Annotated in this window: 29 protein-coding genes and 1 riboswitch; of the genes, 15 read left to right on the forward strand and 14 right to left on the reverse strand. The window is 66.9% G+C overall.

What is annotated here, in order from left to right; all coding sequences use genetic code 11:
• The first annotated feature begins 99 nt into the window (after nt 1–99).
• The gene (locus tag G341_RS0108120) at nt 100–1,056 is read left to right on the forward strand and encodes a type IV toxin-antitoxin system AbiEi family antitoxin domain-containing protein (RefSeq protein WP_018178622.1); all 957 of its coding nucleotides are present in this window, start codon (nt 100–102) and stop codon (nt 1,054–1,056) included.
• Nucleotides 1,057–1,143: 87 nt separating this feature from the next.
• On the opposite strand, the gene G341_RS0108125 is transcribed toward G341_RS0108120, so the two are convergent.
• The 3 genes from G341_RS0108125 to G341_RS0108135 are packed head-to-tail and all read right to left on the reverse strand — an operon-like array spanning nt 1,144 to nt 5,166.
• The gene (locus tag G341_RS0108125) at nt 1,144–2,304 is read right to left on the reverse strand and encodes an acyl-CoA dehydrogenase family protein (protein WP_018178623.1); all 1,161 of its coding nucleotides are present in this window, start codon (nt 2,302–2,304) and stop codon (nt 1,144–1,146) included.
• The gene (locus tag G341_RS0108130; RefSeq protein ID WP_018178624.1) at nt 2,301–3,965 is read right to left on the reverse strand and encodes a long-chain-fatty-acid--CoA ligase; all 1,665 of its coding nucleotides are present in this window, start codon (nt 3,963–3,965) and stop codon (nt 2,301–2,303) included. The genes G341_RS0108125 and G341_RS0108130 overlap by 4 nt, the downstream gene beginning before the upstream one ends.
• Before the next feature lie 10 nt (nt 3,966–3,975).
• A complete protein-coding gene (locus G341_RS0108135) occupies nt 3,976–5,166 on the reverse strand; it encodes a thiolase family protein (RefSeq protein ID WP_018178625.1) in 1,191 nt (396 codons plus the stop codon).
• A gap of 115 nt (nt 5,167–5,281) precedes the next feature.
• Here G341_RS0108135 and G341_RS0108140 point away from each other — a divergent pair, with 115 nt between their 5' ends.
• The 4 genes from G341_RS0108140 to G341_RS0108155 all read left to right on the forward strand — a co-directional run bounded on the left by G341_RS0108140 (nt 5,282) and on the right by G341_RS0108155 (nt 7,555).
• Complete coding sequence (locus G341_RS0108140; RefSeq protein ID WP_018178626.1) at nt 5,282–5,875, forward strand: TetR/AcrR family transcriptional regulator; 594 nt, start codon at nt 5,282–5,284, stop codon at nt 5,873–5,875.
• Complete coding sequence (locus G341_RS0108145; protein WP_018178627.1) at nt 5,872–6,399, forward strand: nitroreductase family deazaflavin-dependent oxidoreductase; 528 nt, start codon at nt 5,872–5,874, stop codon at nt 6,397–6,399. Before G341_RS0108140 ends, G341_RS0108145 begins: the two co-directional genes overlap by 4 nt.
• A 14-nt stretch (nt 6,400–6,413) precedes the next feature.
• On the forward strand, nt 6,414–6,932 hold the full coding sequence (locus G341_RS0108150; protein WP_018178628.1) for a mycothiol transferase: 519 nt from the start codon (nt 6,414–6,416) through the stop codon (nt 6,930–6,932).
• Between the two features lie 161 nt (nt 6,933–7,093).
• Nucleotides 7,094–7,555: a DUF4442 domain-containing protein gene (locus G341_RS0108155; protein WP_018178629.1), complete on the forward strand. Its 462-nt coding sequence runs from the start codon at nt 7,094–7,096 to the stop codon at nt 7,553–7,555.
• Nucleotides 7,556–7,609: 54 nt separating this feature from the next.
• On the opposite strand, the gene G341_RS21470 is transcribed toward G341_RS0108155, so the two are convergent.
• From G341_RS21470 to G341_RS0108185, 7 genes are all read right to left on the reverse strand, one after another.
• Complete coding sequence (locus G341_RS21470) at nt 7,610–8,296, reverse strand: alpha/beta fold hydrolase (RefSeq protein WP_245556937.1); 687 nt, start codon at nt 8,294–8,296, stop codon at nt 7,610–7,612.
• Entirely contained in the window at nt 8,218–8,580 is a 363-nt protein-coding gene (locus tag G341_RS24145) for an alpha/beta fold hydrolase (protein ID WP_245556938.1), read from the reverse strand. The genes G341_RS21470 and G341_RS24145 overlap by 79 nt, the downstream gene beginning before the upstream one ends.
• Before the next feature lie 152 nt (nt 8,581–8,732).
• The gene (locus tag G341_RS0108165; protein WP_018178630.1) at nt 8,733–9,419 is read right to left on the reverse strand and encodes a vitamin K epoxide reductase family protein; all 687 of its coding nucleotides are present in this window, start codon (nt 9,417–9,419) and stop codon (nt 8,733–8,735) included.
• A complete protein-coding gene (locus G341_RS0108170; RefSeq protein WP_018178631.1) occupies nt 9,412–10,218 on the reverse strand; it encodes a DsbA family protein in 807 nt (268 codons plus the stop codon). Before G341_RS0108170 ends, G341_RS0108165 begins: the two co-directional genes overlap by 8 nt.
• Nucleotides 10,219–10,329: 111 nt before the next feature.
• The gene (locus tag G341_RS21475; RefSeq protein WP_018178632.1) at nt 10,330–10,884 is read right to left on the reverse strand and encodes a GNAT family N-acetyltransferase; all 555 of its coding nucleotides are present in this window, start codon (nt 10,882–10,884) and stop codon (nt 10,330–10,332) included.
• 6 nt (nt 10,885–10,890) lie between these two features.
• Nucleotides 10,891–11,859 (reverse strand): Acg family FMN-binding oxidoreductase, encoded by a 969-nt coding sequence (locus tag G341_RS0108180; protein WP_018178633.1) that lies wholly within the window; start codon nt 11,857–11,859, stop codon nt 10,891–10,893.
• Between the two features lie 4 nt (nt 11,860–11,863).
• Nucleotides 11,864–12,472: an Rv1733c family protein gene (locus tag G341_RS0108185; protein WP_155826844.1), complete on the reverse strand. Its 609-nt coding sequence runs from the start codon at nt 12,470–12,472 to the stop codon at nt 11,864–11,866.
• 240 nt (nt 12,473–12,712) lie between these two features.
• On the opposite strand from G341_RS0108185, the gene G341_RS0108190 reads away from it, so the two are divergent.
• From G341_RS0108190 to G341_RS0108200, 3 genes are all read left to right on the forward strand, one after another.
• Nucleotides 12,713–13,351 (forward strand): response regulator, encoded by a 639-nt coding sequence (locus tag G341_RS0108190; protein ID WP_018178635.1) that lies wholly within the window; start codon nt 12,713–12,715, stop codon nt 13,349–13,351.
• Nucleotides 13,348–14,976, forward strand: coding sequence for a GAF domain-containing sensor histidine kinase (locus tag G341_RS0108195; protein WP_018178636.1), 1,629 nt, complete (start codon nt 13,348–13,350; stop codon nt 14,974–14,976). Before G341_RS0108190 ends, G341_RS0108195 begins: the two co-directional genes overlap by 4 nt.
• A 113-nt stretch (nt 14,977–15,089) precedes the next feature.
• Nucleotides 15,090–15,977 carry a universal stress protein gene (locus G341_RS0108200; protein ID WP_018178637.1) on the forward strand — a complete coding sequence of 296 codons (888 nt, stop codon included), beginning with the start codon at nt 15,090–15,092 and terminating at the stop codon, nt 15,975–15,977.
• 33 nt (nt 15,978–16,010) lie between these two features.
• Here the strand turns inward: G341_RS0108200 and G341_RS0108205 are convergent, their stop codons facing one another.
• Nucleotides 16,011–16,874, reverse strand: a complete 864-nt coding sequence (locus tag G341_RS0108205) for a PPK2 family polyphosphate kinase (protein WP_026303405.1) — start codon at nt 16,872–16,874, stop codon at nt 16,011–16,013.
• Nucleotides 16,875–17,090: 216 nt separating this feature from the next.
• Between G341_RS0108205 and G341_RS0108210 the strand changes: the two genes are divergently transcribed.
• The 3 genes from G341_RS0108210 (at nt 17,091) to G341_RS0108220 (ending at nt 19,440) form a co-directional block, all read left to right on the forward strand.
• Nucleotides 17,091–17,624: a hypothetical protein gene (locus tag G341_RS0108210; RefSeq protein ID WP_155826846.1), complete on the forward strand. Its 534-nt coding sequence runs from the start codon at nt 17,091–17,093 to the stop codon at nt 17,622–17,624.
• Nucleotides 17,625–17,652: 28 nt separating this feature from the next.
• Complete coding sequence (locus G341_RS0108215) at nt 17,653–18,756, forward strand: DNA polymerase IV (RefSeq protein WP_018178640.1); 1,104 nt, start codon at nt 17,653–17,655, stop codon at nt 18,754–18,756.
• A 129-nt stretch (nt 18,757–18,885) separates the two neighbouring features.
• The gene (locus G341_RS0108220; RefSeq protein WP_018178641.1) at nt 18,886–19,440 is read left to right on the forward strand and encodes an isochorismatase family protein; all 555 of its coding nucleotides are present in this window, start codon (nt 18,886–18,888) and stop codon (nt 19,438–19,440) included.
• A 150-nt stretch (nt 19,441–19,590) separates the two neighbouring features.
• Here the strand turns inward: G341_RS0108220 and G341_RS0108225 are convergent, their stop codons facing one another.
• The 3 genes from G341_RS0108225 to G341_RS0108235 all read right to left on the reverse strand — a co-directional run bounded on the left by G341_RS0108225 (nt 19,591) and on the right by G341_RS0108235 (nt 21,918).
• The gene (locus G341_RS0108225) at nt 19,591–19,926 is read right to left on the reverse strand and encodes a hypothetical protein (RefSeq protein WP_018178642.1); all 336 of its coding nucleotides are present in this window, start codon (nt 19,924–19,926) and stop codon (nt 19,591–19,593) included.
• A 15-nt stretch (nt 19,927–19,941) separates the two neighbouring features.
• A riboswitch (Fluoride riboswitch) is annotated at nt 19,942–19,999 on the reverse strand.
• 82 nt (nt 20,000–20,081) lie between these two features.
• Nucleotides 20,082–21,008 carry a universal stress protein gene (locus G341_RS0108230; protein ID WP_018178643.1) on the reverse strand — a complete coding sequence of 309 codons (927 nt, stop codon included), beginning with the start codon at nt 21,006–21,008 and terminating at the stop codon, nt 20,082–20,084.
• A 25-nt stretch (nt 21,009–21,033) separates the two neighbouring features.
• On the reverse strand, nt 21,034–21,918 hold the full coding sequence (locus G341_RS0108235; protein WP_026303407.1) for a universal stress protein: 885 nt from the start codon (nt 21,916–21,918) through the stop codon (nt 21,034–21,036).
• Between the two features lie 173 nt (nt 21,919–22,091).
• Here G341_RS0108235 and G341_RS0108240 point away from each other — a divergent pair, with 173 nt between their 5' ends.
• The 4 genes from G341_RS0108240 (at nt 22,092) to G341_RS0108255 (ending at nt 24,899) form a co-directional block, all read left to right on the forward strand.
• Entirely contained in the window at nt 22,092–22,397 is a 306-nt protein-coding gene (locus G341_RS0108240) for a hypothetical protein (protein WP_026303408.1), read from the forward strand.
• Between the two features lie 17 nt (nt 22,398–22,414).
• Nucleotides 22,415–22,879 carry a SixA phosphatase family protein gene (locus G341_RS0108245; protein WP_051092707.1) on the forward strand — a complete coding sequence of 155 codons (465 nt, stop codon included), beginning with the start codon at nt 22,415–22,417 and terminating at the stop codon, nt 22,877–22,879.
• 104 nt (nt 22,880–22,983) lie between these two features.
• A complete protein-coding gene (locus tag G341_RS0108250) occupies nt 22,984–23,940 on the forward strand; it encodes an esterase/lipase family protein (protein WP_018178647.1) in 957 nt (318 codons plus the stop codon).
• 2 nt (nt 23,941–23,942) lie between these two features.
• Nucleotides 23,943–24,899, forward strand: coding sequence for an esterase/lipase family protein (locus G341_RS0108255; protein WP_026303409.1), 957 nt, complete (start codon nt 23,943–23,945; stop codon nt 24,897–24,899).
• The last annotated feature ends 59 nt before the right edge of the window (nt 24,900–24,958 follow it).

Raw genomic sequence — 24,958 nt, forward strand, 5'->3', positions numbered from 1 at the left:
AAACGACGTCCCCCACTCGAATTCGAGTGGGGGACGTCGTCGTAGGTGGGGTTTGTGGCCTGGCGGAGCCGAATCCGTGCGGTGTGCGTCTGAACTGACATGGACGCATTTCCTGTCGACGACGACGGACTCATTCGGCTGGACACCACGCGATCACTCGGATTCAACGATCGCGAACTGCAACGCGCGTGCGAACGGGGAGAACTCGACCGAGTCGGTCCAGGGGTATATGCCGCACCGGCGGACCGCACGCCGGAGGAACGGCACCGCCTGACGGTGCTCGCCGCGTCGACCACGAATGACGTTGTGATCAGCCATAGTTCGGCGGCAGTTGTGCACCGGCTGCCCATGCTCGGTCCGGATCTGTCCCGAGTGCACATCACCTCGGCCACGACTGACCGTGGATATCGGCGTGGGCATCGATACCTGCATCCCGGATGGTTGGCACCTGCCGACGTCGTGCAGATCGACGGTGTTTGGGTGACGGTCATCGAGCGCACCGCGTTCGATGTGGCGCGGAGTAGTCCCCATGGATTCGCAGGTGCCCTGGCTGTGTTCGACGCCGCGCTCCGAGCGGGCGCGGATCGAGACCGCATGGCGGGATACGCACGTCGGCCACAAACCGGCGTGGCGGTGGCGCGTCGCGCGTTGCTGTATGCGGACCCGCTGTCGGAGAACCCCGGCGAGTCTCTGGGACGTGCCCAGATGATCGAGGCCGGGCTGCCGATGCCGCGGCTGCAGTGCGAGATCTACGACATCGATGGCGATTTCGTCGGCCGACCCGACTACGAATGGCGTGACGGATCGGGCAGGCGCGTTGTGGGCGAGTTCGATGGGGTCGGCAAGTATCTGAAGTACCTGAGTGCGGGTGAATCGGCCGAGACGGCGATTCGTCGAGAGAAGGAACGCGAAGGAAGGTTGCAGGATCTCGGAGTCATCGTCGTGCGCTGGACGTGGCGAGAACTGCAGCGGCGACGGATGGTGCCTCGAGTTCGGGCGCAGCTCTTGGCGGTCGGCATGATCGAGTCGTCTGATCCCGCCAACCCGGCAGCGTGACCGTGCCGCAAACCCGCCGCCGAGCGACGTTCCCCACTCGAAATCGAGTGGGGAACGTCGTCGCGAGTGGGGTTTGCCAGTGACGGCTCAGAGTGAGCGGCTGATGAGTTCCTTCATGATCTCGCTCGTGCCGCCGTAGATCTTCTGGACCCGCGCATCGGCGTACATCCGGGCGATCGGGTACTCCATCATGTAGCCGTAGCCGCCGAAGATCTGCAGGCAGCGATCGGTGACCTCGATCTGCTTCTCGGTGCCCCAGAGTTTGGCGATCGACGCGGTCGCCGGGTCCAGCGTGCCGTCGATCGCCCGCGCGATGCAGTGGTCCATCAGGGTCTTGCCGGCGAGCACCTCGGCTTTGCATTCGGCCAGAACGTATTTCGTGTTCTGGAAGGACAGCAGTGGCTTGCCGAACGCCTCCCGCTGTTTGGCATAGGCGACGGCCTCGATCACGGCCGCTTCGGCCGCTGCCACCGCGCCCAGCCCGATCGCCAGCCGCTCGCGATGCAGCTGGCTCATCAGCTGGATGAACCCCTGACCCTCGACGCCGCCGAGGATGTTCGCGGCGGGCACCCGCATGTCGGTGAACGACAGCTCGCGGGTGTCCTGGCCGTGCTGGCCCATCTTCTGCAGCACGCGACCGCGCTCGAAGCCGTCGAGCCCATCGACCTCGGCCACCAGCAGCGAGATGCCCTTGGCGCCCAGCGACGGATCGGTCTTGCAGACGATGACCAGCAGGTCGCAGTGGGTTCCGTTGGAGATGAACGTCTTCGAGCCGTTGACCACGTAGTGGTCGCCGTTCAGCCGCGCGGTGGTCCGCACCGACTGCAGATCCGAGCCGGTCCCGGGCTCGGTCATCGCGATCGCCAGCACGCTCTCGCCGGTCGCGCATTTCGGCAGCCATCGCTGCTTTTGCTCGTCGGTGGCGTAGGAGAGCAGATAGTGCGCCACGATCGTGGAGTGCACGGCGACCGCCAGCGCGGTGTCGTGCGCATAGGCGAGCTCCTGCAGCACGACCGCCTCATGGCCGAAATCGCCGCCGCCACCACCGAATTCCTCGGGTACATCGGTCAGCAGCAGACCGGCGGCCCCGGCCTTGGTCCACACGTCGCGGTCGACCTGGTGCTGCTCCGCGAAGCGCTCCTCATGCGGCGTCAGCTCCTTGGCGAAGAAGTCGCGCGCCAGGTTTCGCAGCGCGGCGTGCTCGTCGGTTTCCCAGGGTGCGCGGTAGTCGGCGAATAGCGTGCTCATTGATCCTGCTTCCGGTAGATATCGGCGTGCGCGGCGCGCATCGCCTTCTTGTCGAGCTTGCCGACGCTGGTGCGCGGCAACGAATCCTGTCGGATGATGACGTCGGGCAGCTGCCACTTGGCGAACTTGCCTGCCAGCAAGGCGTGCACCTCGTCGAGCGGCAGATCGGCACCGTCCTTGGTGGCGACCAGCACGACCGGGCGCTCCTGCCATTTCGGATGGGCGACGCCGATGACCGCGGCCTCGATCACCTTCGGGTGGGCGACGATCGCGTTCTCCATGTCGATCGAGCTGATCCATTCGCCGCCGCTCTTGATCACATCCTTGATCCGGTCGGTGAGCTTGAGGTAGCCGTGCTCGTCGATGGTGCCGACATCGCCGCTGCGCCAATAGCCTTCGAAGAATCGGGAATCGTTGTCCTCGAGGTCGTAGTAGCTCTCGACGATCCACGGCCCGCGTACCAGGATCTCTCCGGCGGAGGCGCCGTCACGCGGTAGGTCGTTGCCGTCCGGGTCGACGATGCGGATGTCGACACCAGTCACCGGAAGCCCTTGGAAGCGCTTGTGGTTCCAGCGCGCATCCTCCGGCAACGACTGCAACAACGGCTTGATGCCGCGGTTGTGGGTGACCGCGGGCGTGGTCTCGGTCGCCCCGTACCCGTGCACGATATCGGCGCCGGTCAGGTCGTGGAAGCCGCGCATCATCGACAACGGCGGCTCGGTCGCGCCGCACAGCAGCCGGGTGTTGTTGAAATCAGGCTTCTCGGCGAGTGTTTCGATGTACCGCAGCATCGGCTCGAAGATCGCGGGTGCGCCGTTGGCGATCGTGACGTTCTCGGCGATCATCGCGTCGACCAGGGCGGAGGTCTCTTCGGCGGTGTAACGCCCGGGCAGCACGAACCGCGTCGCGGCGAACACGCCGGCCTGCGGCAGGCCCCAACAATTGCCATGGAACATCGGCGTGATCAGCATGATCGTGTCGTAGGGGGTCATCGACAGCGTCTGCGCCTGCGACATCGAATGCAGGTAGATCCCGCGATGCGAGTAGTAGATCCCTTTCGGCTTGCCGGTGGTCCCGGTCGTGTAACACGCGCTGTAGGAGGATGTTTCGTCGATCATCGGGAGGTCGATCTCGTCCGATGCGTCATTCATCAGGTCTTCGAACGACCGCACGTTCGGCAGCGTGGTGGTCACCTCGGACAGCGGTTTGTCGGTCATCACCACCCAGCTCTCCACTCCGACCCCGGCGGCGACCAGCCCTTCGGCGACCGGCAACAGCGACTCATCGACGAAGATCGCCTTCGCATGACTGTGATCGGTGACGAAAGCGAGGTCCTCGGCGCCCAAGCGCAGGTTCATCTGCAGCAATACCGATCCCAATGCCGGTATCGCCCAATACAGCTCGAAGTGTCGCTTGCTGTTCCAGTCGAGCACGCCGGCCACGTCGGCGGGGCCGATGTCGAGGCCGCGTAGGACGTTCGCCAGTTGTCGCACCCGTCGGTAGCAGTCGGCGTAGGTGTAGCGATCCCACCCGCCGTCCGTGGTGCGGTAGACGATCTCCTGCTCCGGGTATGTGCGGGCCGCATGCCGGAGCAGCGTGGTGGTGTTGAGCTGGTAGTGATCTCCGTGCGTCGACGGCAGACCCTGGACGATGTCGTACACGCTGCTCCTTTCAGATGCGTTCGATGATGGTGGCGTTGGCGGTTCCGGCGGCCTCGCAGATCGTCTGCAGCCCCAGGGTTTTCGATGACCGTTCCAGTTCAAAGACCAGGTCGGTGAGCATGCGGGCGCCGGTCGAGCCGAGGGGGTGGCCGATGGCGACGGAGCCGCCGTTGACGTTCAGCTTGTCGTCGGGGATGCCGAAATGCTTCTGGAACATCAGCGGCACGCCGGCGAAGGCCTCGTTCACCTCGAAGAGATCGATGTCGTCGACCGCCAATCCGCTGCGCTTCAACGCCTTGTCGGTCGCATCGAGGATCGCGGTGAACTGGATGACCGGATCGGCGGCGGCGACCGACAGTGCGCGGAACCGGGCGCGCGGCACCAGCCCGTGGCGCTCCGCGAAGTCCCGGTCGGCGATCAGCAGCGCCGCGGCGCCGTCGGAGATCTGCGATGAGTTGGCGGCGGTGGTCATCCCGTCCTCGGCGAAGACCGTGCGCAGGGTGGACATCTTCTCGCGATCGATGCTGGGCCGGATGCCCTCGTCGACCGTGATCGGCTCGGACGCCGGGTCGGCAGGATCGACGGTGAGCGGCACCAGCTGCGATGTGAACCGCCCGTCTTGCGTTGCCGCCCAGGCGCGTTCGTGGCTGCGGGCGGAGAAGTCGTCGAGCTCGGCGCGGGTCAGTCCGAACCGCGTGTTCATCAGCTCTGACGATGCACCCTGCGCCATGAGCGCACCGCTGTCCGAGTCGGGTGAGTAGCGGTTCAGTTCGCGCGGACTGTACTGCGGTCCCAACGGCGCGCCCGGTGTCATCGCCGGGGGCATCGGCACCCGTGACATCGACTCGACGCCGCAGGCGATCACCAGATCGGCGCAGTCCGCCATGATCGCCTGGGCGGCGAAACTGACTGCCTGCTGGCCCGAACCGCATTGCCGGTCCACGGTGACCGCGGGAACCGATTCGGGCAGCCCGGCCGCCAGCACCGCGTGCCGGCCGAGATTGCTGCCCTGCTCCTCGTTCTGGAGTACGCAACCGGCGATGACGTCGTCGATCAGCGTCTCGTCGACGCCGGCCCGGTCGACCAGGGTGCGCAGCGTCTGGCCGAGCAGGTCGACCGGGTGCCACTGCCGCAGGATCCCGCCGCGGCGGCCAACCGGGGTGCGCACGGCGCCGACGATGACCGCTTCTCGATATGCCATTGGAGACTCCTCTTGTGACGCTGTTCACCGCACTATACAAATGTACTAGGACATGGGCAAGTGTACTGAAATGCGAATATCTGTATAGTTCTTGCCGAACCGGATCGGAGGTGTTATGTCCAGCGGGGGAGCGATCGAGAGCGACTTGACGACCAAGGCGCGCATTCGCAACGCGGCATTGGAACTCTTTGCCGCCGAGGGTGTTTCGGCGGTATCTATGCGGGCGGTGGCGGCGCGGGCCGGCGTTGCCGTCGGACTGGTGCAGCACCATTTCAAGACCAAAGAGGGCCTGCGATCGGCCGTCGAGCAGTACATCGTGGACCGGCATGCGGCGGCTATCGGGTCGGTCCCGGATGCCGGAAACCCGGCCGAGGTCGCCGCCGATCGAGATGCGGCCGTTCGGCGGATGTTCGACGAGCACCCGGCACTCGTCGATTACATGCGCCGGTCGCTGCTCGACCCGGGAGACGACAATCATCTGCTCGAACGGCTCACCGAGCTGGCGCGTGCGCAGGTCGTCGAACGGCGGAGCGCGGGGACGGCGTCGACGACTGTTCCGGTGCCCGATCAGGTGGTCCGGATGATGGTGCGGCAGTTGGGAAATCTGTTCCTGCAGCCGATGATCGACACGATGTGGGCACAACTCGGCGGCGCCGATGCCGACAAGCCGCTGCTGATCGTCCGCACCGCGGCTACGCTCGATGAGTGACCGAGCAGCGTAACGACCCGACGGCACCGTTCCCCGATATCCGCTGGGGGAGCGATTCCAGCCGCCTCCGCGACACGATGGTCAAGTTCGCCGCGACCGGCGCCGGCTCGGCCTTGATCCGCACGATGGCGCCACTGGACCGCTGGGTGCTCGACAAGTCGAAGGGCCGGCTGACCGCGCTCGGCCCGATCGGCGCACCGACGCTGCTGCTGGTCACCACGGGAGCCAAGTCGGGCGAGCGCCGGGTGCAGCCGCTGCTGTACTACCGCGAGGATCCGGACATCTACGTGATCGGTTCGAACTTCGGCGGCGACAAGCATCCCGCATGGACCCATAACCTGCTGGCGGGAGGCCCGGCGGCGGTCATCATGGGCCGTGAGATTCCGGTGACCGCAACGCTTCTCGCGGCCGCCGAGCGCGATCGCATTCAGCAGGGTTTCATCGACATGGTGGCGGTCTATCAGACCTATCTGGGCCGCACCGATCGCGAGCTGCGCATCTTCCGGCTGAGCGCGGCCGCCTGACCGAGGAGGTTTCGATGTCGGATCTGACGTCCAGCAAGGCGATTCTGATCGACGGGTTCACTCGCGTCGAAGAAACGGTCGAGCAGGTGTGCGCCGGGCTCAGTCCGGCGGCCGCGACGTATCAGCCCGATCCCCAATCGAATTCGATCGCCTGGCTGATCTGGCATGCCGCCCGGCAGCAGGATGTGCAGATCGCGCATCTCGGCGATCACCCGCAGGTGTGGGCTGACTGGTACGACCGGTTCGACCTGCCGTTCGAGATGGCGGAGATGGGCTATGGGCAATCGCCCGACGAGGTGAGCAAGGTGCGGGTGGGCGCGGACCTGCTGGCCGGCTATCACGCGGCGGTGCACCAGCGCACGCTCGACTACCTCGATGCGCTGACGATGACCGACATCGAGCGGGTCATCGATCGCAATTGGACGCCGCCGGTCACCGCCGGGGTGCGCCTCGTCAGCATCATCAACGACGGGGCCCAGCATCTTGGCCAGGCCGCCTACCTACGCGGCGTCACCGATCGCCTCGGGCTCTGACTGGCGCCAGCTGAACGCCTGGCTGCGTTACGGCGAAGGTCCGCAAAAGGGAAAGCGCCTTAACGGACCTCCGCCAACCTTGCCACGCGTCCAGCTGATCGCCAGTCGGTGAGACGCTGGCGACTGGACCCGAAACTGAAACACGTTCTAGTCTGGTCGGCATGACTAACGCTGGAGAACTGGTCGCCGCCGGATTCAACAAGCTGGGGTACATCCAGTACGCGGGCATTGATGAACTCGGCTTCGGTCCCGGCCAGGCCGACCTGGTGGTCACGCCGGAACCGCGGCTGCTCAACCACAACGGAGACATCCACGCGGCCAACCTGTTCGGGCTCGCCGAGACCGCCGCGACGGGAGCGGCGGTCACGGCGATCTTCGATCTGCTGGCCGACGCGTACGTGGTCGTCAAGACCGGCCGGATCGACTATCTGGCGCGGGCGCAGGGCGACGCCGGGCCATTCCGGGTGCGCACCGACCTGACCGAGCAGCTGGTGCAGGGCATGCGCGACGACGTCCAGGCCGGCAACCCGATCGAGATGCCGGTGCCCGTGACGATCTCCGACTCGACCGGGAAAGACGTTGCGGCAGCGGAATTCGCGGTGATCATTCGCCGCAAGCGTTAGGCGGCGTCTGCGCAACCGCCGATCGAGTCAGGGTGCGCTGTGCTCACCCGGCCGTCAACCGGCCAGATCCCTGAGGAACTCGATGAGAACCTCGTTCACCGCGTCCGGATTCTCCATCGCCAGCAGATGGCCGCCGCCCTCCACCGTGCGGACGGCGCGCACGTCCTCGTGGTGTTCTTTGAGCTTGTCGATCGGGTCGTCGCCGTGCCAGTTGAGCAGATCCACATCGCCTGCGCTGCAGAGGAAGTAGAAAGGCACACGAGTCACGGATTCGCCGCGATCGCGCCGGTAGCGCCAGTTCGTGTCGCCCGCGAGATACCAGTTGATCCCGCCGCCGAAGCCGCTGCGCGCATAGTCGGACACGTACGTTTCCAGCTCCCACTCGGTCAGCCACGGCCAGGGGAGTGCAGGCGGGTCCGGGAGCGCCTGCCGATACGTCGCGCCCGGCGGGCTCTGCCATACCTGCATGAAGTCGCCATCGCCCGAGAGGATGTGGAAGATCTTCGTCAGGATCTCGCGCGGGTGCGCATCCATGTCGTCGCGCGCGGTGATCGGATTGTCCAGGTAGTACGACATGTGATTGAAGTGCTCTCGGCCGCGCTCCCGTTCGACCTCGCTGGGCAGGCGGTCGTAGGCGGCATAGAACGGGTTCTGCAGACCGATCAGTCCGCGGACGCGGTCGGGGTGTTCGATCGCGACGTCGTAGGCGATGAACTGCCCGAAGTCGAGACCCGAGAACACCGCCTGCTGTTCGCCGAGATGGTCGAGCAGTCCGCGACGTCCGCGACGACGCGGTCGACGCGATACTCCTCGAGCGCTTCCGGGACGTCTGTCTGGCCCATTCCGCGCAGGTCGGGTGCGACCACCCGGTAGCCGGCGGCCGCCAGCGCGCCGATCTGATGACGCCAGCTGAACCAGGTGTGGGGGAAGCCGTGGAGGAGCACCACCAGCGGTCCCTCGCCCTGGGTGACGTAATGCATCTCGATCCCGTTGATCGACGCCCGGTGATGGGTCCAATCGGCCACGGCCGCTCCTTTGTGAGGTGATGTGGGTCACCTTCAAAGGTAGGATCGCCGATCAGCTCGCCCCAGGCCCGTATCCGTTGAGCGGAACCAGCACCGGACCTCCGCGAACAGGCGCAGCGCTGGCCACGGGAAATGGCCAGGTCAGAGCCCAGCTAGAGCAGGGTCTTCCAGTAGTACCAGAACTCGTGCGTGATCAGCCCGATGATCACGAAGTACCAGACGATCAGCAGCGGCCACAGCCAGCCGGCCCACATCGCCAGCCGCTGCTTGCCGGCCACCGCCTTCTGGATCGCGAGCACCATGATCGCCGGCGTGATGGTCCACACGACCATGCAGTAGGGGCACAGCGCGTGGATCACATAGAGGCTCTCGGTGATCAGATAGTGAATGAACACCATGCCGACCAGGGCGCCGGCGGCCAGCCCGGCCCAGAACCACCGCGGAATCTGGACGCGGGACAGTGCCAGGGCGCCCAGCATGATCGGCACCACGTAGGCGCCGATACCGATGTACGGGTTGGGGAAACCGAAGAACTCGGCCTGCGGCTGCGACATCACCGAACCGCAGGACAGGATCGGGTTGATGCTGCAGCTGGGGCTGTAGCCGGGCTCGGTCAGCTGCTTGAACTTCTCGATCGACAGCGTGGCCGCGGCGACCAGACCGACGATGCCGAGGATGAAGATCGCGGCCGACCGGATCATCTCCCCGCGGCTCGAGACCAGGTCGTCCGCGTCGATCTCGGTCGGCTCCTCGGGAGCCTCGTCGGCGATCGCCTGAGTGGTCACGTCGCTCGGGTCGGTCGACGGCACGGAATCGTCAGCGGTAGTCACGTCAGCCATTGTTCCCCAATGCGGCCTGGACGTCGGACAACAGCTGGTCCGGCGTACTCAATTCCACGGTCTTGCCGTTGAGCTTGACCGTCGGCGTGCCCGTGATCCCGGAATCCAGGACGGCCCGCGTCTGGGTCTGCGCCCACGAGTCGTATTTGCCGCTGGTGATGCAGTCCGTGACCGATGCCGGAGCACCCGACTGCCGCGCATAGCCGATCAGCTGTTCGTCGGTCATCCCGTGGCCGCCCTCGGCGGGCTGGTTGGCGAACAGCGTCTGGTGGAACTTGAGCCAGGCCGCATAACCGTCCGCCTGCGACGCGTCCGCGACGCATCGTGATGCGGCGGCGGCCCGGGTCGAATAACGGTTGCCGTTCGACATCTGATCGAGGAACGCGATCGGGTGGTAGTCGATGGCCACGTCCGGCATGGCGCGGATCTTGGCCAGCGTCGGGCCGAACGTCGATTCGAATCGCTGGCAGACCGGGCACTGGAAGTCCTCGATTGCGGTCAGCACGACCTTCGGCGTGGCGGAGCCGACCCGGATGGCGCCGTCGGGCACCGCGGGCGCATCCGTCGCAGATCTGCCGGCCGCGCTGGTGCCGGTGCCGCCGGCCACCGTCGACTGCTTCTTGTCGTTCTTGTCGTTGTTCGCGACGACGACGATCACGACGGCGAGGACCGCGGCGACGACGATGATGGCCGCGGTGGCCGCGATCTGCAGTCTCCGGGTGCGCCGCTGGGCGGCTCGGGGATCGAACGCCGGCCCGCCGTACGGGGGCGGAGGTGGCGGCGGGGTCGGGCCGGTCATGTCGTCCAATCGGTCGCGGGTTGGGCCCCTTCACGGTACCGGCAGCAGAATTTGCTCATCTGAACCGAACCTGAGAACGCGGCCGGCCGTTCGGCGCGGCGACGTCGGTGGTCAGCCGGCCGCCGTGGATTCGGCGGGCAGGTTCGCCGCTTGCCGCAGGGCGGTCGACGTTCGAGTGGGCCGGAAAGCGGTCGGCCGCGGCAGGTCGACGACAAGGTGGACCTCCGGCCCGTCGCCTATCTGCTGTACCGGCCAGCCGGCGTCGCCGATCATCTCGAACACCGCGTTGTTCGTGGCGAGGACGTCGGCGTGCAGCGTCCGGATTCCGTGCGCGGCCGCGACTGCGGCCAGGCGTTCGAGCAGCCGGGTTCCGATTCCGTGCGTGTGCGATTCGCTCGCGACGACGATCGCGACCTCTGCTCCGCGGCCGTCATCGTCCACCACGTAGTCGGCGACCCCCAGGCATTCGGTGCCGGTGAACGCCCCTATCGCGCAGTGCCGTTCGTCTGCGGTTGTCAGCAGCTCGACCAGGCGGCGCAGGTTGTTGGGCGGGAATTCGAAGAACCTGAGATACCCGTCGCGGTCGGACAGAGTCCGATGCAGACGTTCGATGGCTTCGCCATCGGCAGCCGTCACCCGCCGGTAGGTGATCGTCGAGGCCGGCATCGCAGCTCACCAGATCTCGAAGATCGAGTCGACCGACAACCGCCGTGTGGGGCTCGGCAGTTCGGGCCCGGTCGCCCGGCCGATCCGCACGGCGGCCTGGACCGCCGAATGGTTCGCACCGCGCATCCGCGGCGAGTCCGACTCTCCGGGAACGGGCTCCAGGAAATGGGTCAGCGTGCAGGAGTGCAGCCCGGACGCGGTCGCCGAGAGCAGTACATCCGCGAGTAGCCGACCCGAGTGGACCCAATCGAGCGGCTCATCGACGGGGGACGTGATGAGCCCGAGTTCCGCCTTGTCCTCCACGTCCCCGGTCTTGAGCGTGCCGGCCGGAAAGAAGCGCCCGGTGGGCGGCGCGATATCAGGATCGACCGGACGCCGCTCCGGCGAGATGCCGTCCGAGTAGGCGCGACCTGCTGCCCACCAACGCAATTCGTGCCGGTAGTTGGCGTCGTAGCGGCTGGCGAGATGGTGTTGCGAGCCCATCGCCGCGATCAGTGCGACGGTATCCGGTCCGGCGATCGTGGCGGAGCAGCGCCGATACTGCTTGCTCACCAGCGCCAGCTGATCGGCGACTGCGGCTCGGTCCGGGGCATCGAACGGTCGGCGATCGCTCCAGCGCGCCCCGATGGTCTCCTCGACTCCCGTCGCCGGTGTGGCGGGGCGAACGACCGTGCCGCCGAGTTCGATGGTGGCCAGATGCAGCCGCCGAACCTGGTTCGGGAAGTAGGTCACCTCGACCCGATCGACGTACTGCTCGGCGACCAGTTCCGCGAATCTGATTGCGGCGCCACAGCTGATGAGCATCTCGCGGCCGTCGGGGTCCGATGTGAGCAACCGCCGTGCAGGGTTGGCATACACGTGAAGCAGGTGCCCGTCCAGACTGAAATGCCAGGGCTGCGTGTTGTGCACCGAGGGCGCGCGGCCGGCGAACGTTGCGATATGACGACCGAGAGCATGAACGTCTTGACGATCCATCTCTTCATTCCTTTCCGAGTTGCGTGGCGGGCGTCCACGCAATGAATGCGGATGGTTCGAGAGCGGAGCAGTGCCGCCATTCTGCGTCCCACCGCCGCGACCGGTATCGCGCGAATCCCGCGGTGGTGAACCCCCAGAGCGCCGCGATGGCGCCGAACATGATTGCGAGCGAGGCGATTCCGGTGTTGATGGTCCGGGCCCACACGGTCGACGCGCTGGTCGGCGCCGTCGTCGCGAACCCGGTCGTGCGGTCGACCCAGATCGGGGTGGTCGCGCTATTGAGGCGGTCACTGGGGACTGTGATCGCTCCCGTGATCACCGGATGATCCGGCCCCGGCGATGTCCAGCGCGCCGTCGCTGCACCCGTCGACATCGATGGCGGCGCGAGGAGAGCGGCCGTCACCTGGGTGCGTGATGCGAGTTCTGCCCGTCGGCTGGAGGCCATGCCGGCGTGCACGGCGCTACCTGCAGCCAAGCCGATCGGGATCGCCGCGATGATCAACAGCACCGCGGCGACGTGGATCGCGAACTCGATTCGATCACATGCGCGCACAAGCGAATTGGTGGTCAGCCGGGACAATCCGAACCGCAGGCGTGGCTGTTGGTGGAACATCGTGAACTCCTCCCGCACCCCTCGAACTCCGTGTCGGCTCCGATGAGATCAACGCTATGAGCGCGGTGGGTCGGCGGATAGATGTCTGCAGGCAGCCGCCGCAATGACCAAAGTCCCCGGTTCGTGGGGCGGACGACTTGAGTACGCCAATCTTGCCGGGCGCCGTGGACCGCCAGGCGTACCGTGAGGTCAGTCGGTGAATCGGCGACGATTTGACGGTGGATCGAGGGGGCTGCTCACGTGACGACGGTGTTCCTGGTTGATGACCATGAGGTCGTGCGCTCAGGACTGGCGCTGCTCCTCGAGGGGGCGGGACTGTCGGTGGTCGGCGAGGCCGGTTCGGTCGACGAGGCGATGCGGCGGATCCCGGCCAGCGCGCCGGACGTCGCAGTGATCGACGTGCGGCTGCCGGACGGCAGCGGCATCGACCTGTGCGGGAAGCTCGGGGTGGCCGTTCCGGATACCCGGACGCTGATCCTCACGTCGGTCACCGATGACGAGTCGATGCTGGCCGCGGTCGTCGCCGGCGCGTCCGGATATCTCGTCAAGGACATCAAGGGGATGGCGCTGGCGCAGGCGGTCGAGGACATCGCCGCCGGCCGATCGTTGCTCGATAGCCGGGCCGCCGCCGCCCTGATGAACAAGCTGCGCAACAAGGAGACCGATGCCGGGCCCTGGAGCGGCCTGTCGGAACAGGAGCGGCGGCTGGTCGGTTACGTCGGCGAGGGCCTGTCGAATCGCGAGATCGCGCAACGGATGTTCTTGGCGGAGAAGACCGTCAAGAACTATGTGTCGAGGGTGCTCGCGAAACTGGGGATGCAACGGCGCGCGCAGATCGTGGCACTGGCCGCCACGCACCCGGTGGATCTCGAGAAGTGAGCGCCAAGCCGGAACCCACGCCGGCGGGCGGTGCCGCCGCTGATGATTCGCGGAACGAGCATCTGGTGGGACGGCTCCGTCTCAGCGAACTGCTGCACGAGGTGCAGGATCGGCTGGAACAGGTCGTCGACACCCGGGATCGTCTCGAAACCCTGCTCGAGGCGATGCTCGAGATCGGCACGGGGCTCGACCTGCCCAGCACCCTGCGCCAGGTGGTGGGGCATGCGGTCACGCTGGCCGAGGCGAAGTACGGCGCGATGGGGGTCAGGCGCGCCGATGGCACCCTCTCCGAGTTCATCGTCGTCGGAATCGATGAGGCGACGCAACGCCAGATCGGTGATTTCCCCGAAGGACGCGGCGTCCTGTCGGTGCTGCTCACCGACACGCTCCGGCTCACCGATATCGCCGATCATCCCGCCTCGGTGGGATTCCCCGCCCACCATCCGCCCATGAAATCGCTTCTGGGCGTGCCGATCCGGGTGCGCGACAGCGTGTTCGGGCAGCTGTATCTCACCGAGAAGATCGGTGGCAAGCAGTTCACCGAGGATGACGAGGTCCTGGTTCGAGCGCTGGCGACGGCCGCCGGCATCGCCATCGAGAATGCCGAGCTCTATCGGCGCTCGCAGGCACGGGGAAGGTGGATCGAAGCGGTCGGCACGATCACGTCCGAGCTGCTGTCGGGAGCGGCTCGCTCCGAAGTCGCAGAACTTGTCGTGAACAGCGCGCGGCGGGTATTCGCCGCCGACTCGGCTGCGATCGTGGTCGACCTCGATGGTGTTGCCACGATCTCGGTGGCCACCGATCCGGAACTGCAAGGACGGGACGCCGGTGCCGCGGGCGTGGAGCTGAGCGGCGGACATGTCCTCCGGGCGCCGATCGGGGAGGACGTCGACCTGCCGATGCTCGTCGTGACGCGTTCGGCTGACACGAAGGAATTCATCGATCTGGAGATCGCGGCGTTCCGGAGCTTCGCCGACCAAGTCGCGATCGCGTTGCAGGCCGCGAATGCTCAGCGGGATCGACGCAAACTCGACGTCCTCGGTGAACGCGACCGAATCGCTCGAGATCTGCACGACCATGTCATCCAGCGCATCTTCGCCGCCGGCCTGACCCTGGACGGGGTGGTCGGCAGACTTCCGGAAGGCGATGAACGCGCACGGCTTTCGGATGTCACCGACGACCTGCAAGCGGTGATCGAAGAGATCCGGGCGCGGATCTTCGATCTGCATACGGCGGAACGGGCGGCGCCCGACACCGGGGTACGGCTGGTGGCCGCGTTGAATCGGCTGACCCGTGACCTCCCGGTCAAAGCGGTGCTGCGCACCTCGGGACCGCTGTCGGAAATCTCGCGTGACCTGTCGACGGCGATCGAGGCGGTGGTGGGCGAGCTGGTGACGAATGTCGTCCGGCATGCGTCGGCCGAAAACGTAGTGGTGACAGTGGAAGTCGGGCAGTGGGTGACGGTATCGGTGGAGGACGACGGCGTGGGCCTGGGGTCTCCGCTGCGGCGCAGCGGCTTGCAGAACCTCGCGGATCGAGCCGCCGAGAACCACGGGCGTTTTGATATCGCGGCCCGCCCCGATGGCGGCACGGCTGCCACCTGGTCCGTGCCGTTGCCTGCGTGACCACCTCCAGACCGGTTACCGACGGTATCGGCCGCGAGGACTTTCTACCCTGTCGATGCGTGATGGCCACCGCTGAGAATGGGTGAATCATCCAGCAGGAGAAAGGGAGAGTGATGATTCATCATGATGGCCCCGCGCCGGTGATCGTCGGCATCGATGGTTCAGATGGTGCGGTGGGCGCGGTGCGCTGGGCGACCCGGGAAGCCGGATTGCGTCAGCTGCCCCTCGCAATCGTCTCTGTCACACCGGCATTCGACCCGCGCGCGATCTACGCCGGTGTGCCGCCGTCGTATCTTCATGATCTTGCGGACGCCGCGCGCGCCGATCTCTCGGTGGCTCTCGATGTCGCGAACGCCGAGGCGAAGGAGGCCGATGTTCAGGTGGCGATCTCGACCCGATTGCTCGAGGGCGAGCCGGTCTCGGAGTTGGTCGCGATCTCGGCTGAGGCCGAGATCTTCGCGGTCGGTCTTCACGGCGCGCACCGGACCGGGATCGGCACCGCCGGCTCGCTGGCCTGGTCGCTCGCGGGGCACTCGCGCAGCCCAGTCGCCGTGGTCAGCGACCGCGGCCTCGACCGGCCGGTACACGGGATGATCGTCGTCGGTGTCGACAGTTCGGCGTACAGCCGGCGCGCCCTCGACCTCGCGTTCCGCGAAGCCTCGATACGCGGCGCCGAGCTCCGGGTCGTGCACGCCTGGACCTGGCTGGATATCGATTCGGTTCTCGATCCGATCAATACGGTCCCCTTCGATCGCCCGCGGGGCGAGTCGATCACCCTGGCGGAGATGCTCGCCGGCTACCGCGAAGAGTTCCCGGACGTCGAGGTGCGGCAGCAGGTGATCGAAGGCCGGCCCGGCGCAACCCTGGCCGCGGCCGCCGAGCATGCGGATCTGTTGGTCGTGGGCAATCGCGGTCGCGGCGGATTCGCCAGCATGGTGCTCGGGTCGACCAGTCACCGCCTGCTCGGCACGGTCGAGTGCCCACTGCTCATCGCGCACTGAACCGCCGCCGCCCGATCTCGCGGCACGGTCAGCTCAGGTCGCGGCCAGCCGCCGGCGCTCCACGTCGATGTCGAAGGTGGCGTCCGGCCACTGCGGGTCGATGGACTCGAGTGCGTCCAGCAGTAGGGCCTGCACGGCCAGCCGGGCGTACCACTTGCGATCGGCGGGGATGACGTACCACGGCGCCGCATCGGTGGCGGTGCGGTCGAATACGGTCTGGTAGGCGTCCATGTACTCGGGCCACAGCTGTCGTTCATCGATATCGCCGGGGTTGTACTTCCAGTACTTGTCGGGCCGGTCGAGCCGTTCCTCGAGACGAGCCCGCTGCTCCTTGTACGAGATGTTCAGCATGACCTTCACGACGCGGGTACCGGAGTCGGCGAGGCGTCGTTCGAAGTCGTTGATCGCGCCGTACCGGCGCTCGATCTCGTCATCGGGAGCCAGTCGCCGGACCTTGCCGATCAGCACGTCCTCGTAGTGCGATCGGTCGAACACCCCGATGAAGCCGCGCTCGGGTGCCCGCTTCTCGACGCGCCACAGGAAGTCGTGGGCTAGCTCTTCCGCGGTCGGCTTCTTGAACGCGGCGATCGAAATGCCCTGCGGGTCAACCGAACCGACGACGTGGCGCAGGATCCCGCCCTTGCCTGCGGTGTCCATCGCCTGCAGTACCAGCAGGACCGACGCGTCGGTGGCGTCGGACCGGCTGGCGGCGAAGAGGCGCTCCTGCAGCTGGCTCACCTCGTCGGCGCCCGCGGCGAGATCGTCGTCGGCATGGCGTTTATCGCCGTCGTAGCCGGGCGTGTCCCTGGGATCGACATCGGCGAGCCGGAAACCCGGCCCCACACGGAGCAGCTTCGAGGGGTCGCCGGTCCAGTACTTCTGGCTGTTCGCTGTCATGCCCACATCATGTCCGGGAATCCGGTCGTTATCCGGATTTCGCGGCATCCGCCCGGCGTCCCGGGCGATACTTACCCGGTAATTCCGTTGCGCTGCAGGCGTGAACTCGACCCTCGCGGTGCGGATGGTCAACCGGATGTCACGCGTGCCTACCAACTGTCTGTGCATCCCCTTGAGGATCGTGCATTCCGGTGAATGCGCTGGCACCGTGAGGCGATGCCACCGTTTCGTCGAAATCTTCTGCGAGGTCTGATCGCCGGCGTATGTGCCGCCGTTGCCGTGCCGGCGGCGTGGTCCGCGCCCGCGGGTGCGGATGTCATCTCCGACGTCGCCCACGCGCCCAACGGTGCCGTTGCCATCGCCCGCGGCATGACGATGTTGCACACCAATGATTTCGGCATCTACGGGTGCGAGGACTTCGTCGATGCCGCGTACGGGTTGACCACCGCGACCGGCATCCCGCACGACGGTGCCATCGCCTACTACCAGAACCTGGCCGCCCACGGCCAGGGCCACAGCAGTCTTCCCGCACCGGTCGGAGCCCTGGTGTTCTCGCGGGGACCGGACGGCGGGCACGTCGACATCTCCCTGGGGGAGGGCCACTATCTGAGCGGCGGCGTCCAGGGATTCGCGCCGGGCTGGGGTGACGGCACCGACATCCAGATCCTGCCGTCGGCGAATCTCGGTGCCTGGCAGCTGGTCGGCTGGGCCTACGCGCCGTGGAGCGCGGTCAGTCTCGGCTCCTCCTGAGGACGGCGATTCGGGCTACTGTGACGCTGTGGACGGCCCGTGGTTCCTGCACGTCGACCTGGATCAGTTTCAGGTCTCGGTCGAACGCCTGCGCAATCCCGAACTCGCTCACGAGACGCTGATCGTCGGTGGCGAGGGTGATCCCACCCAGCTGCGCAAGGTCGTCACGTGCGCCTCGTATGAGGCTCGGGCGCACGGTGTTCGAGCGGGTATGCCGCTGCGCACCGCCTACGCCAAACTCCCCGACGCGGTATTCCTGCCGCTGGATGTCGGCGCCTACGACGCCGCGTCCGAACAGGTGATGTCGACGCTGCGCGGTTTCGGTCATCCGGTCGAGGTATGGGGCTGGGACGAGGCGTATCTGGCTGCGTCCGTGGATGATCCGCGGGAGCTTGCGCAGCGGATCCGCGAGCGCGTGTTCGCCGAGTGCGGTCTGCCCTGCGCGGTCGGGATCGGGCAGAACAAGCAGCAGGCCAAGATCGCCACCGGATTCGCCAAGGCGCGGGGGTATCCGACCGGCCTCCGGTCTTCCGGGGGCCGCGACTCGGACGATGATGCCGATAAGGTGTTCGCGCTGAGCTATGCCGAATGGATGCCGCTGATGGGTACCCGACCCGTGCAGGACCTGTGGGGCGTCGGTCCGCGTATCGCCGATCGGCTGAATCGGTTGGGAATCAAGACGATCGCCGAACTCGCCGAGTCCGACGAGGGGCGGATCACGGCCGAGTTCGGTCCGAAGGCAGGTCAATGGTTGCCGCTGCTGGCCCGGGGCGGCGGCGATCGAAGTATCGCGACCGAACCGCCGATCGCCAAGGGGCACAGCAAGAACCGAACGTATCCGAAGGATCTCGAGGGCCGCGACGAGATCGCCGCCGCGCTGGCCGACCTGACCGCCGAACTGTTGCAGCAGATCGTCGCCGAGGGGCGGGTGGCGATGCGCGTCGAGGTCACCGTCCGCACCAAGACGTTCTATACACGCACCAAGTCGCGCAAACTCGCCGCGCCCACGACGGATCTGCAGGTGCTCACCGACGCCGCGCTCGCGGTGCTCGACAAGTTCGAACTCGACCGACCCGTGCGGCTGCTTGCTATTCGGTTCGAGCTGGTCATGCCGGAGGGCGACGCGACCTAGCCGGAGGCCGCCTCGGTTTGACGCGTACTGTGGCCACGTATTCCAGTGGGACGCATTCGGATTGACCGATTCTTTCGTTTCGCCCGAGTTGCACGGCGTGCCACTATCGCAGCCTCAGAAGGGATCATCATGCCTGTTTCCGCACTCGACGATCGGGCGGCACTCGTCGTCATTGACCTGCAGCAGGGGATCGCGGCACTCGCCGCCGGCGCGGGGTTGGATCTCGACGCCGTCGTGGCCAATTCGAAGGCTCTCGCGGATGCCTTTCGCGCGAAGGGCCTGCCGGTGGTCTGGGTGAATGTCAGTGGCGCCGCGCCGGGACGAACTATGGCTGCCGCCCGGCCGGCGCCGCCGGCCGGTTGGGATGTGCTGCTCGAAGAGCTCGGCGTCCAGCCCGGCGACATCAAGGTGACCAAGAAGACCTGGGGTGCCTTCACGAATACCGGGCTGGACGCGATCCTGCGCGAGCAGAAGGTCACGCAGGTCTTTCTGACGGGCGTGTCCACCAGCATCGGCGTCGAGTCGACGGCGCGCTTCGCCGGTGAACTCGGCTACAACGTCGTGCTGGCCATCGATGCGATGCTCGACACCAGCCCGGCGTCGCACGAGCACAGTGTCAACACCATCTTCCCGCGGCTTGGTGAGACCGCGACCACGGCCGAGGTCCTCGCGGTCGTCAACTGATATTCCGGCAACCGCGCCGCGGGATGATCGTGACGCCGCGCGTTGGCCTGAGGCGTCGGGCTCGGAGTGAGGCGTGGTCGTGACCGCAGGAGCTCCGGGCACGTGAGCTGATCCACCCGTCGGGAGACAGGGCGATCGAGCGAAACAGGGTCAACCCCTCGACGCGGGATCATCGGGAGGATGGCGGTTTTCCCGCAGCAGTTCCATCAGCAGGTCTTCTGCGTGGTGGTACTGCAAGGAGTCGACCCACAGGCGATGACAAATCGGCCTGCGCGGGTGGGCGAAGTGGCCGGCGGGGATGGCGACGTAGGCGGCGATGCCGGCACTGGCCAGTAGTCCCAGAACCGGCACCACCTCACGGGCTTCGAGGTCGACGAGTTCGGCCCACGCGGTGGCATCGATGCCGTTGTCGGTGCCGCCCGGTGGCAGCCAGAAGGCTCGGCCCAGGTTGGACGGGTTGGGTAGAGGCTGATGTGGGGAGCTCATCGCGTCTCCTCGGTGCGTCGATCAGGGACCATCAGCGTGTGCGATTCAGGCGAGTCCCATCGCCTCTAGACGTTCATTCTATCTCGTGCGGCACCAGTTCGGACCGCGACGAGTTCCGTTGTGCCTGCATCGAATATCGACCTTCTGGTCGGCGGTCAATGCACCAGCATCAGCGGGCAGTCCACGGACGCGAGCAGGTGCAGGCTGGTCGACCCGAGCGTCAGCGAGCGCAGCGCGCCGCGGCCCCGGCATCCGACCACCAGCAGATCGGCGCCGGCAGACACGATCGCCAATCCATCCGCCGGCCAGCCATCGATGAACCGTTGTTCCACAACGAGACCCGGGTAGGCGGCCTGTCGCGGCGCCACCATTGCGGATATCGCCGCCGAGCTGGGCTCGCCGTCGGCGTCCCGGGCGGGTTCGCGCAGTGGATCCTGAGCGGAATCGTGCCGGTGGCCGGCCCACGCATGCGCGACGACGAGGCGGGCCCCGCGGACCGCGGCTTCCTCGAAGGCCATGTCGAGCGCACGATCGGCGATCGCCGAGCCGTCGACACCCACGACGACCGTCGGGATCAGCTCGGGATGGCTCGTGGGTTCGGACTTCACGACCACCACCGGGCAATGCGCATAGCCCGCCAGTTCCCAGGAGGTCGACCCGACCACGCTGAGTACGTTGCGGTGCTTGAGATGTATTCCGGTGACGATCATTCGGGCCTGCTCCGACGCGTCGATCAGGACGTCCTTCGGGCCGCCGGTCTGCATTGTCGGGCTCGTCGTGAGCGCGATGCCGGCCTCCTGTGCGGTCGACTCGGCGTGCGCGACGGCGCGCGAGACATTCCGACGGGCGCCTGCGATGAACTCCCTGAAATATGAGGGCGGAGCGCCGACGTAGGCGAGTGAACTCGTCCCGGACGGCACAGCCGCGATCATCTGGAGCGTGGTCTGACGCAACAACGCCTCGTTGGCCGCCCACGTGATGGCGGCCAGCGATTCGTCCGTGCCGTCGATGCCGACGGTGATCGGCGGGCGTTCCGGTTCGGTGCGGGGAGTGCGCGCGGATGACACTGCGTGCGTGGACATAAGGGCTCCCGTCGTGTCGTATCGGCTATCGCACGATCATCAGCGGGCACTCCACGGTGCTCAGTAGGCCATGGCTCGTGGAACCGAGCAGCAGGCTGGTGAATCCGCCTCGTCCGCGACTTCCGACCACCAGCAGGTCCGCGTCCAGCGCGGCCGCGGTGATGGCCGGGATCGGTTGGTCATGCGCCAGCACCTGCTCGACCTCCACCTCGGGATGTTGTTCCCGATACGCGGCGAGTTGATCGGACAGCAGGGTGGTCGCGGCCTGCTCGACGTCCGGCAGGCTGAGCCCGTGGAACGGATCGAGCACCGGGCCGGGGATCCGGTAGTCCCAGGCGTGAACGGCCACCAGCTTCGCGCCCATCAGGCCGGCCTCGGTGAAGGCCACATCCACCGCCGAGGCACTGCTCGGGGATCCATCGACACCGACGACGACCACCGGTCGGTCCGGCGCTTGGCGGCCCGGCTGATCGTGAACGATCGTCACCGAGCATTTCGCATGACCGGCCAGTGCCCAGGCCGTCGAACCGATCAGCCCGAACTGGGCATGATCGCTGCCGCGAACTCCCAGCACGAGCGTGCTCGCCTGGCGCGAGACCGCGATCAGGGACTGTCGGACGTTCCCGCAGATGATCCGGCGCTCGATGTGAAGCGCCGCGCGCTCGTCCTTGGCGATCTGCTCGGCGATGTCGGTTGCCAGGCGAAGGTTGTCTTGCGCGGCGTCGCGCATCGGCGTCGTCAGGTCGATCGGGATCGCCATGTAGCCCGCTGACATCGGTGACGGATTGAACACCGATACGAGCAGTAGTCCGCTGCGCCGACGGATCGCTTCCGCTGTGGCCCAACGGACCGCCGCGTCGGATTCGGCGGAACCGTCCACACCCACCGTGATCGGCGCGCTCGTATTCATCATCGTTTCCTTCCGTTCATCGTCCGATTCCTCAATCGTGCTGGTGTTCGCACGAGAATCGCAGGGTCCAAGGTCGTTGCGAACGTCCTGAGATGCAGGGTCCTTCGGCACTCGACGCGGTGGTTCGGCGCGTCGGCGTCGCGGTGTCGGACCCAGGATCTACCGTCGGGGGCATGACGCACGCGCAGGGCATGAAGGACGCGCTCGCTGCTCTGGAGCAGCTGATGACGCTCGACGGCGCCATGGTGCTGCGGGCCGGCGGTGACCCCGAGTTGCTCGCCCGGCTGGCCGGCTACGCCGTCGACGAGGCGATCGAGCTCTGGGACGACGCCGAGGCTCGCTGGGAGCACGGCGACGAGGATGCTGCCCGCTACTGCGAGCAGGAGGCGTCGGCCTGGAGCGCCACCGCACAGATCCTGCGCGAGCTGGCAGCGGCCGAATCGGCGGCGCGATCCCGGATCGCGGAGCGCTCGGCGTGACGCGCACCCTGGTGCTGATGCGTCACGGAAAGTCTGACTATCCACCGGGCGTCGAAGATCATCAGCGTCCGTTGAACAATCGGGGCCGGCGCGAGGCCGCGCTGGCCGGACAGTGGCTCCGGCGGGACGGTATCGCGGTCGACGTCGTCCTCTGTTCGACGGCCAGCCGCACTCGACAGACCTTGCAGCGCACCGGAATCGAGGCGCCGGCGCAGTTCCTGGACGAGCTGTACGACGCCGATGCCGACCAGGTCTGCGAAGCGGTGCGGCTGCATGTGCCGGCCGATGCGGCGACGGCGCTCGTCGTCGCACACTTTCCGGGGATGCCGGAGACGGCGCTGGCGCTGGACCCATCGGGCCGGATCGAGCGGTTCCCGACATCCGCGTACGCGATCCTGGAGATTGCCGGGCCCTGGGACCGGCTGGGCATGTCGCCCGACGACGCGAATCGCCTGGTCGCGATGCAGGTGCCCCGCGCCTGACCGGTCGACGCTGAACTGGTCGTGAGTCAAGTTCTCGAATCCGTCTCACGGCGGTGCTAGCCGGTGCTAGCGTTCGAGCGTTCGATCGTCGAAGGGAACGACAGATGATCCGTGTGATCCGAATCTCCTTGTCCGCGACGGCCGTTGCCATCGTCGCCGCGATGTCGGTGATGGCGGCGGCGCCGGCCTCCGCCGACCCGAAGCTGCCAGAGAACTACAACTTCTTCGCGGGCATCCCGAATGAGCTGACCAATCCCAACGGGTCGCTGCCGGGCGCGAACGATTTCCACTGCACGCCGACCGCGGCCCACCCCGATCCGGTCGTGCTGGTGCACGGCACCGCCGGCGGCGGTCAAACCAATTGGGGCGCATACGTTCCGATGCTCAAGAACGCCGGCTTCTGCGTGTTCTCGCTGACCTACGGCGCGATCCCCGGCGCGCCCTGGCCGATCAATCAGCTGGGCGGGGCGCAGCCGCTGGAGAAGTCGGCGGCCGAACTGAAGGTGTTCATCGACAAGATCCTGGCGAGCACCGGCGCGCACAAGGTCGACATCGTCGGGCATTCGCAGGGCACGATGATGCCCGACTACTACGCGAAGTTCCTGGGCGGCGCCGGAAAGATCGGCAAGTATGTGTCGATCGCGCCGCTGTGGCGCGGCAGCGGCGGCGACTCGAGCAAGGCGATCAGCGCATTCGCGACGCGCCTGGGCATTCCCGAGACGGCCATCCCGTTTTTCAACTCCGTAGCGGAGATGATGCCCGGCTCGGTGTTCCTCACAAAGCTGTGGGCGGGCGGCACGCCGTACGTCCGCGGTATCGACTACACGAACATCTCGACCCGCTACGACGAGGCCGTGATGCCGTACACGAGCGGGCAGGTGCCGGGTCCGGCCGGAACCAGCGTGCGCAACATCGTGGTGCAGGACAGTTGCGCGCAGGACTATTCCGACCACATGGCGATCGCCGGCTCTCGGCGCACGGCGTACATGGTCCACAACGCGCTCGATCCCGCGCACCCGTGGACGGTGCCGTGCCAGTTCGTGCCGCCGTTCACCGGCTGATCATGACCGGCGCAGTTCGGATCCTCCTGTCGGCGACCGTCGTCGCGGTGGTCGCCCTGCTGGCACCGATGACCGCCCCGCCGGCGTCGGCGGATCCGAAGCTGCCGGAGGACTACAGCTTCTTCGCCGGCATCCCGGACGAGCTGGCCCACCCGAACGGCTCGCTGCCCGGCTCGAATGACTTCTCCTGCCGACCGTCTCGTGAGCATCCGAATCCGGTGGTGCTGGTGCACGGCGCGAGCGGGGGAAGGCAGACCAGTTGGGGCGCATACGTTCCGATGTTGAAGAACGCCGGATTCTGTGTGTTTGCACTGACGTACGGCACCCTCCCCGGGACGCCCTGGCCGATCAGCGCGATCGGCGGCGTGCAGCCGATGGACGTCAGCGCCGGTCAACTGGCCGGATTCATCGACCAGGTGCTGCGAGCCACCGGTGCCGAGCAGGTCGACATCGTCGGCCATTCGGAGGGCACGATGGTGCCGGACTACTACGCCAAGTATCTCGGCGGCGCGCCGCGGATCCACCGCTACGTATCGCTGGCGCCGTTGTGGCGCGGTAGCGGTGGCGACATCGGCCGCGCGATGATGACCGTCGCCCGCGCGCTGGGGCTCAACGACACATCCACGCCCGGCTTCAACACCGGCGGCAAGCTGCTGCCGGGGTCGGACTTCCTGCGCCGGATGTGGGCGGGCGGCAGCCCCTACGTCCGCGGGATCGAGTACACGAACATCTCGACCCGCTACGACGAGGCGGTGCTCCCGTACACGAGCGGGCAGGTGCCGGGACCGCCCGGAATCAGTGTGCGCAACATCGTGGTGCAGGACAGTTGCGCGCAGGACTTCTCCGATCATCTCGCGATCGTCGGTTCACGCCGGGCCGCCTACCTGGTGCACAACGCGCTCGATCCGGCGCATCCGTGGCCGGTGCCGCGTCAGTTCGTGCCGCCGTTCACCGGCTGAGTCTCCCAGCCCCCGCAGCGGAGCACCTGACAGCTCTGACAGGGTTCGCCGGACGCGAC

It is taken from the genome of Jongsikchunia kroppenstedtii DSM 45133 (assembly GCF_000380485.1).
Classification (GTDB): Bacteria; Actinomycetota; Actinomycetes; order Mycobacteriales; family Mycobacteriaceae; genus Jongsikchunia; species Jongsikchunia kroppenstedtii.

Coding starts and splice junctions, on each gene's coding strand:
- G341_RS0108250 (WP_018178647.1), top strand. CDS start 22,984: ATGATCCGTGTGATCCGAATCTCCTTGTCCGCGACGGCCGTTGCCATC.
- G341_RS0108140 (WP_018178626.1), top strand. CDS start 5,282: ATGTCCAGCGGGGGAGCGATCGAGAGCGACTTGACGACCAAGGCGCGC.
- G341_RS0108230 (WP_018178643.1), bottom strand. CDS start 21,008: ATGTCCACGCACGCAGTGTCATCCGCGCGCACTCCCCGCACCGAACCG.
- G341_RS0108165 (WP_018178630.1), bottom strand. CDS start 9,419: ATGGCTGACGTGACTACCGCTGACGATTCCGTGCCGTCGACCGACCCG.
- G341_RS21475 (WP_018178632.1), bottom strand. CDS start 10,884: ATGCCGGCCTCGACGATCACCTACCGGCGGGTGACGGCTGCCGATGGC.
- G341_RS0108185 (WP_155826844.1), bottom strand. CDS start 12,472: ATGTTCCACCAACAGCCACGCCTGCGGTTCGGATTGTCCCGGCTGACC.
- G341_RS0108135 (WP_018178625.1), bottom strand. CDS start 5,166: ATGGCATATCGAGAAGCGGTCATCGTCGGCGCCGTGCGCACCCCGGTT.
- G341_RS0108205 (WP_026303405.1), bottom strand. CDS start 16,874: ATGACAGCGAACAGCCAGAAGTACTGGACCGGCGACCCCTCGAAGCTG.
- G341_RS0108200 (WP_018178637.1), top strand. CDS start 15,090: ATGATTCATCATGATGGCCCCGCGCCGGTGATCGTCGGCATCGATGGT.
- G341_RS0108125 (WP_018178623.1), bottom strand. CDS start 2,304: ATGAGCACGCTATTCGCCGACTACCGCGCACCCTGGGAAACCGACGAG.
- G341_RS0108255 (WP_026303409.1), top strand. CDS start 23,943: ATGACCGGCGCAGTTCGGATCCTCCTGTCGGCGACCGTCGTCGCGGTG.
- G341_RS0108235 (WP_026303407.1), bottom strand. CDS start 21,918: ATGAATACGAGCGCGCCGATCACGGTGGGTGTGGACGGTTCCGCCGAA.
- G341_RS0108245 (WP_051092707.1), top strand. CDS start 22,415: ATGCGTCACGGAAAGTCTGACTATCCACCGGGCGTCGAAGATCATCAG.
- G341_RS0108120 (WP_018178622.1), top strand. CDS start 100: ATGGACGCATTTCCTGTCGACGACGACGGACTCATTCGGCTGGACACC.
- G341_RS0108150 (WP_018178628.1), top strand. CDS start 6,414: ATGTCGGATCTGACGTCCAGCAAGGCGATTCTGATCGACGGGTTCACT.
- G341_RS0108225 (WP_018178642.1), bottom strand. CDS start 19,926: ATGAGCTCCCCACATCAGCCTCTACCCAACCCGTCCAACCTGGGCCGA.
- G341_RS0108180 (WP_018178633.1), bottom strand. CDS start 11,859: ATGGATCGTCAAGACGTTCATGCTCTCGGTCGTCATATCGCAACGTTC.
- G341_RS0108210 (WP_155826846.1), top strand. CDS start 17,091: ATGCCACCGTTTCGTCGAAATCTTCTGCGAGGTCTGATCGCCGGCGTA.
- G341_RS0108240 (WP_026303408.1), top strand. CDS start 22,092: ATGACGCACGCGCAGGGCATGAAGGACGCGCTCGCTGCTCTGGAGCAG.
- G341_RS0108220 (WP_018178641.1), top strand. CDS start 18,886: ATGCCTGTTTCCGCACTCGACGATCGGGCGGCACTCGTCGTCATTGAC.
- G341_RS0108170 (WP_018178631.1), bottom strand. CDS start 10,218: ATGACCGGCCCGACCCCGCCGCCACCTCCGCCCCCGTACGGCGGGCCG.
- G341_RS0108155 (WP_018178629.1), top strand. CDS start 7,094: ATGACTAACGCTGGAGAACTGGTCGCCGCCGGATTCAACAAGCTGGGG.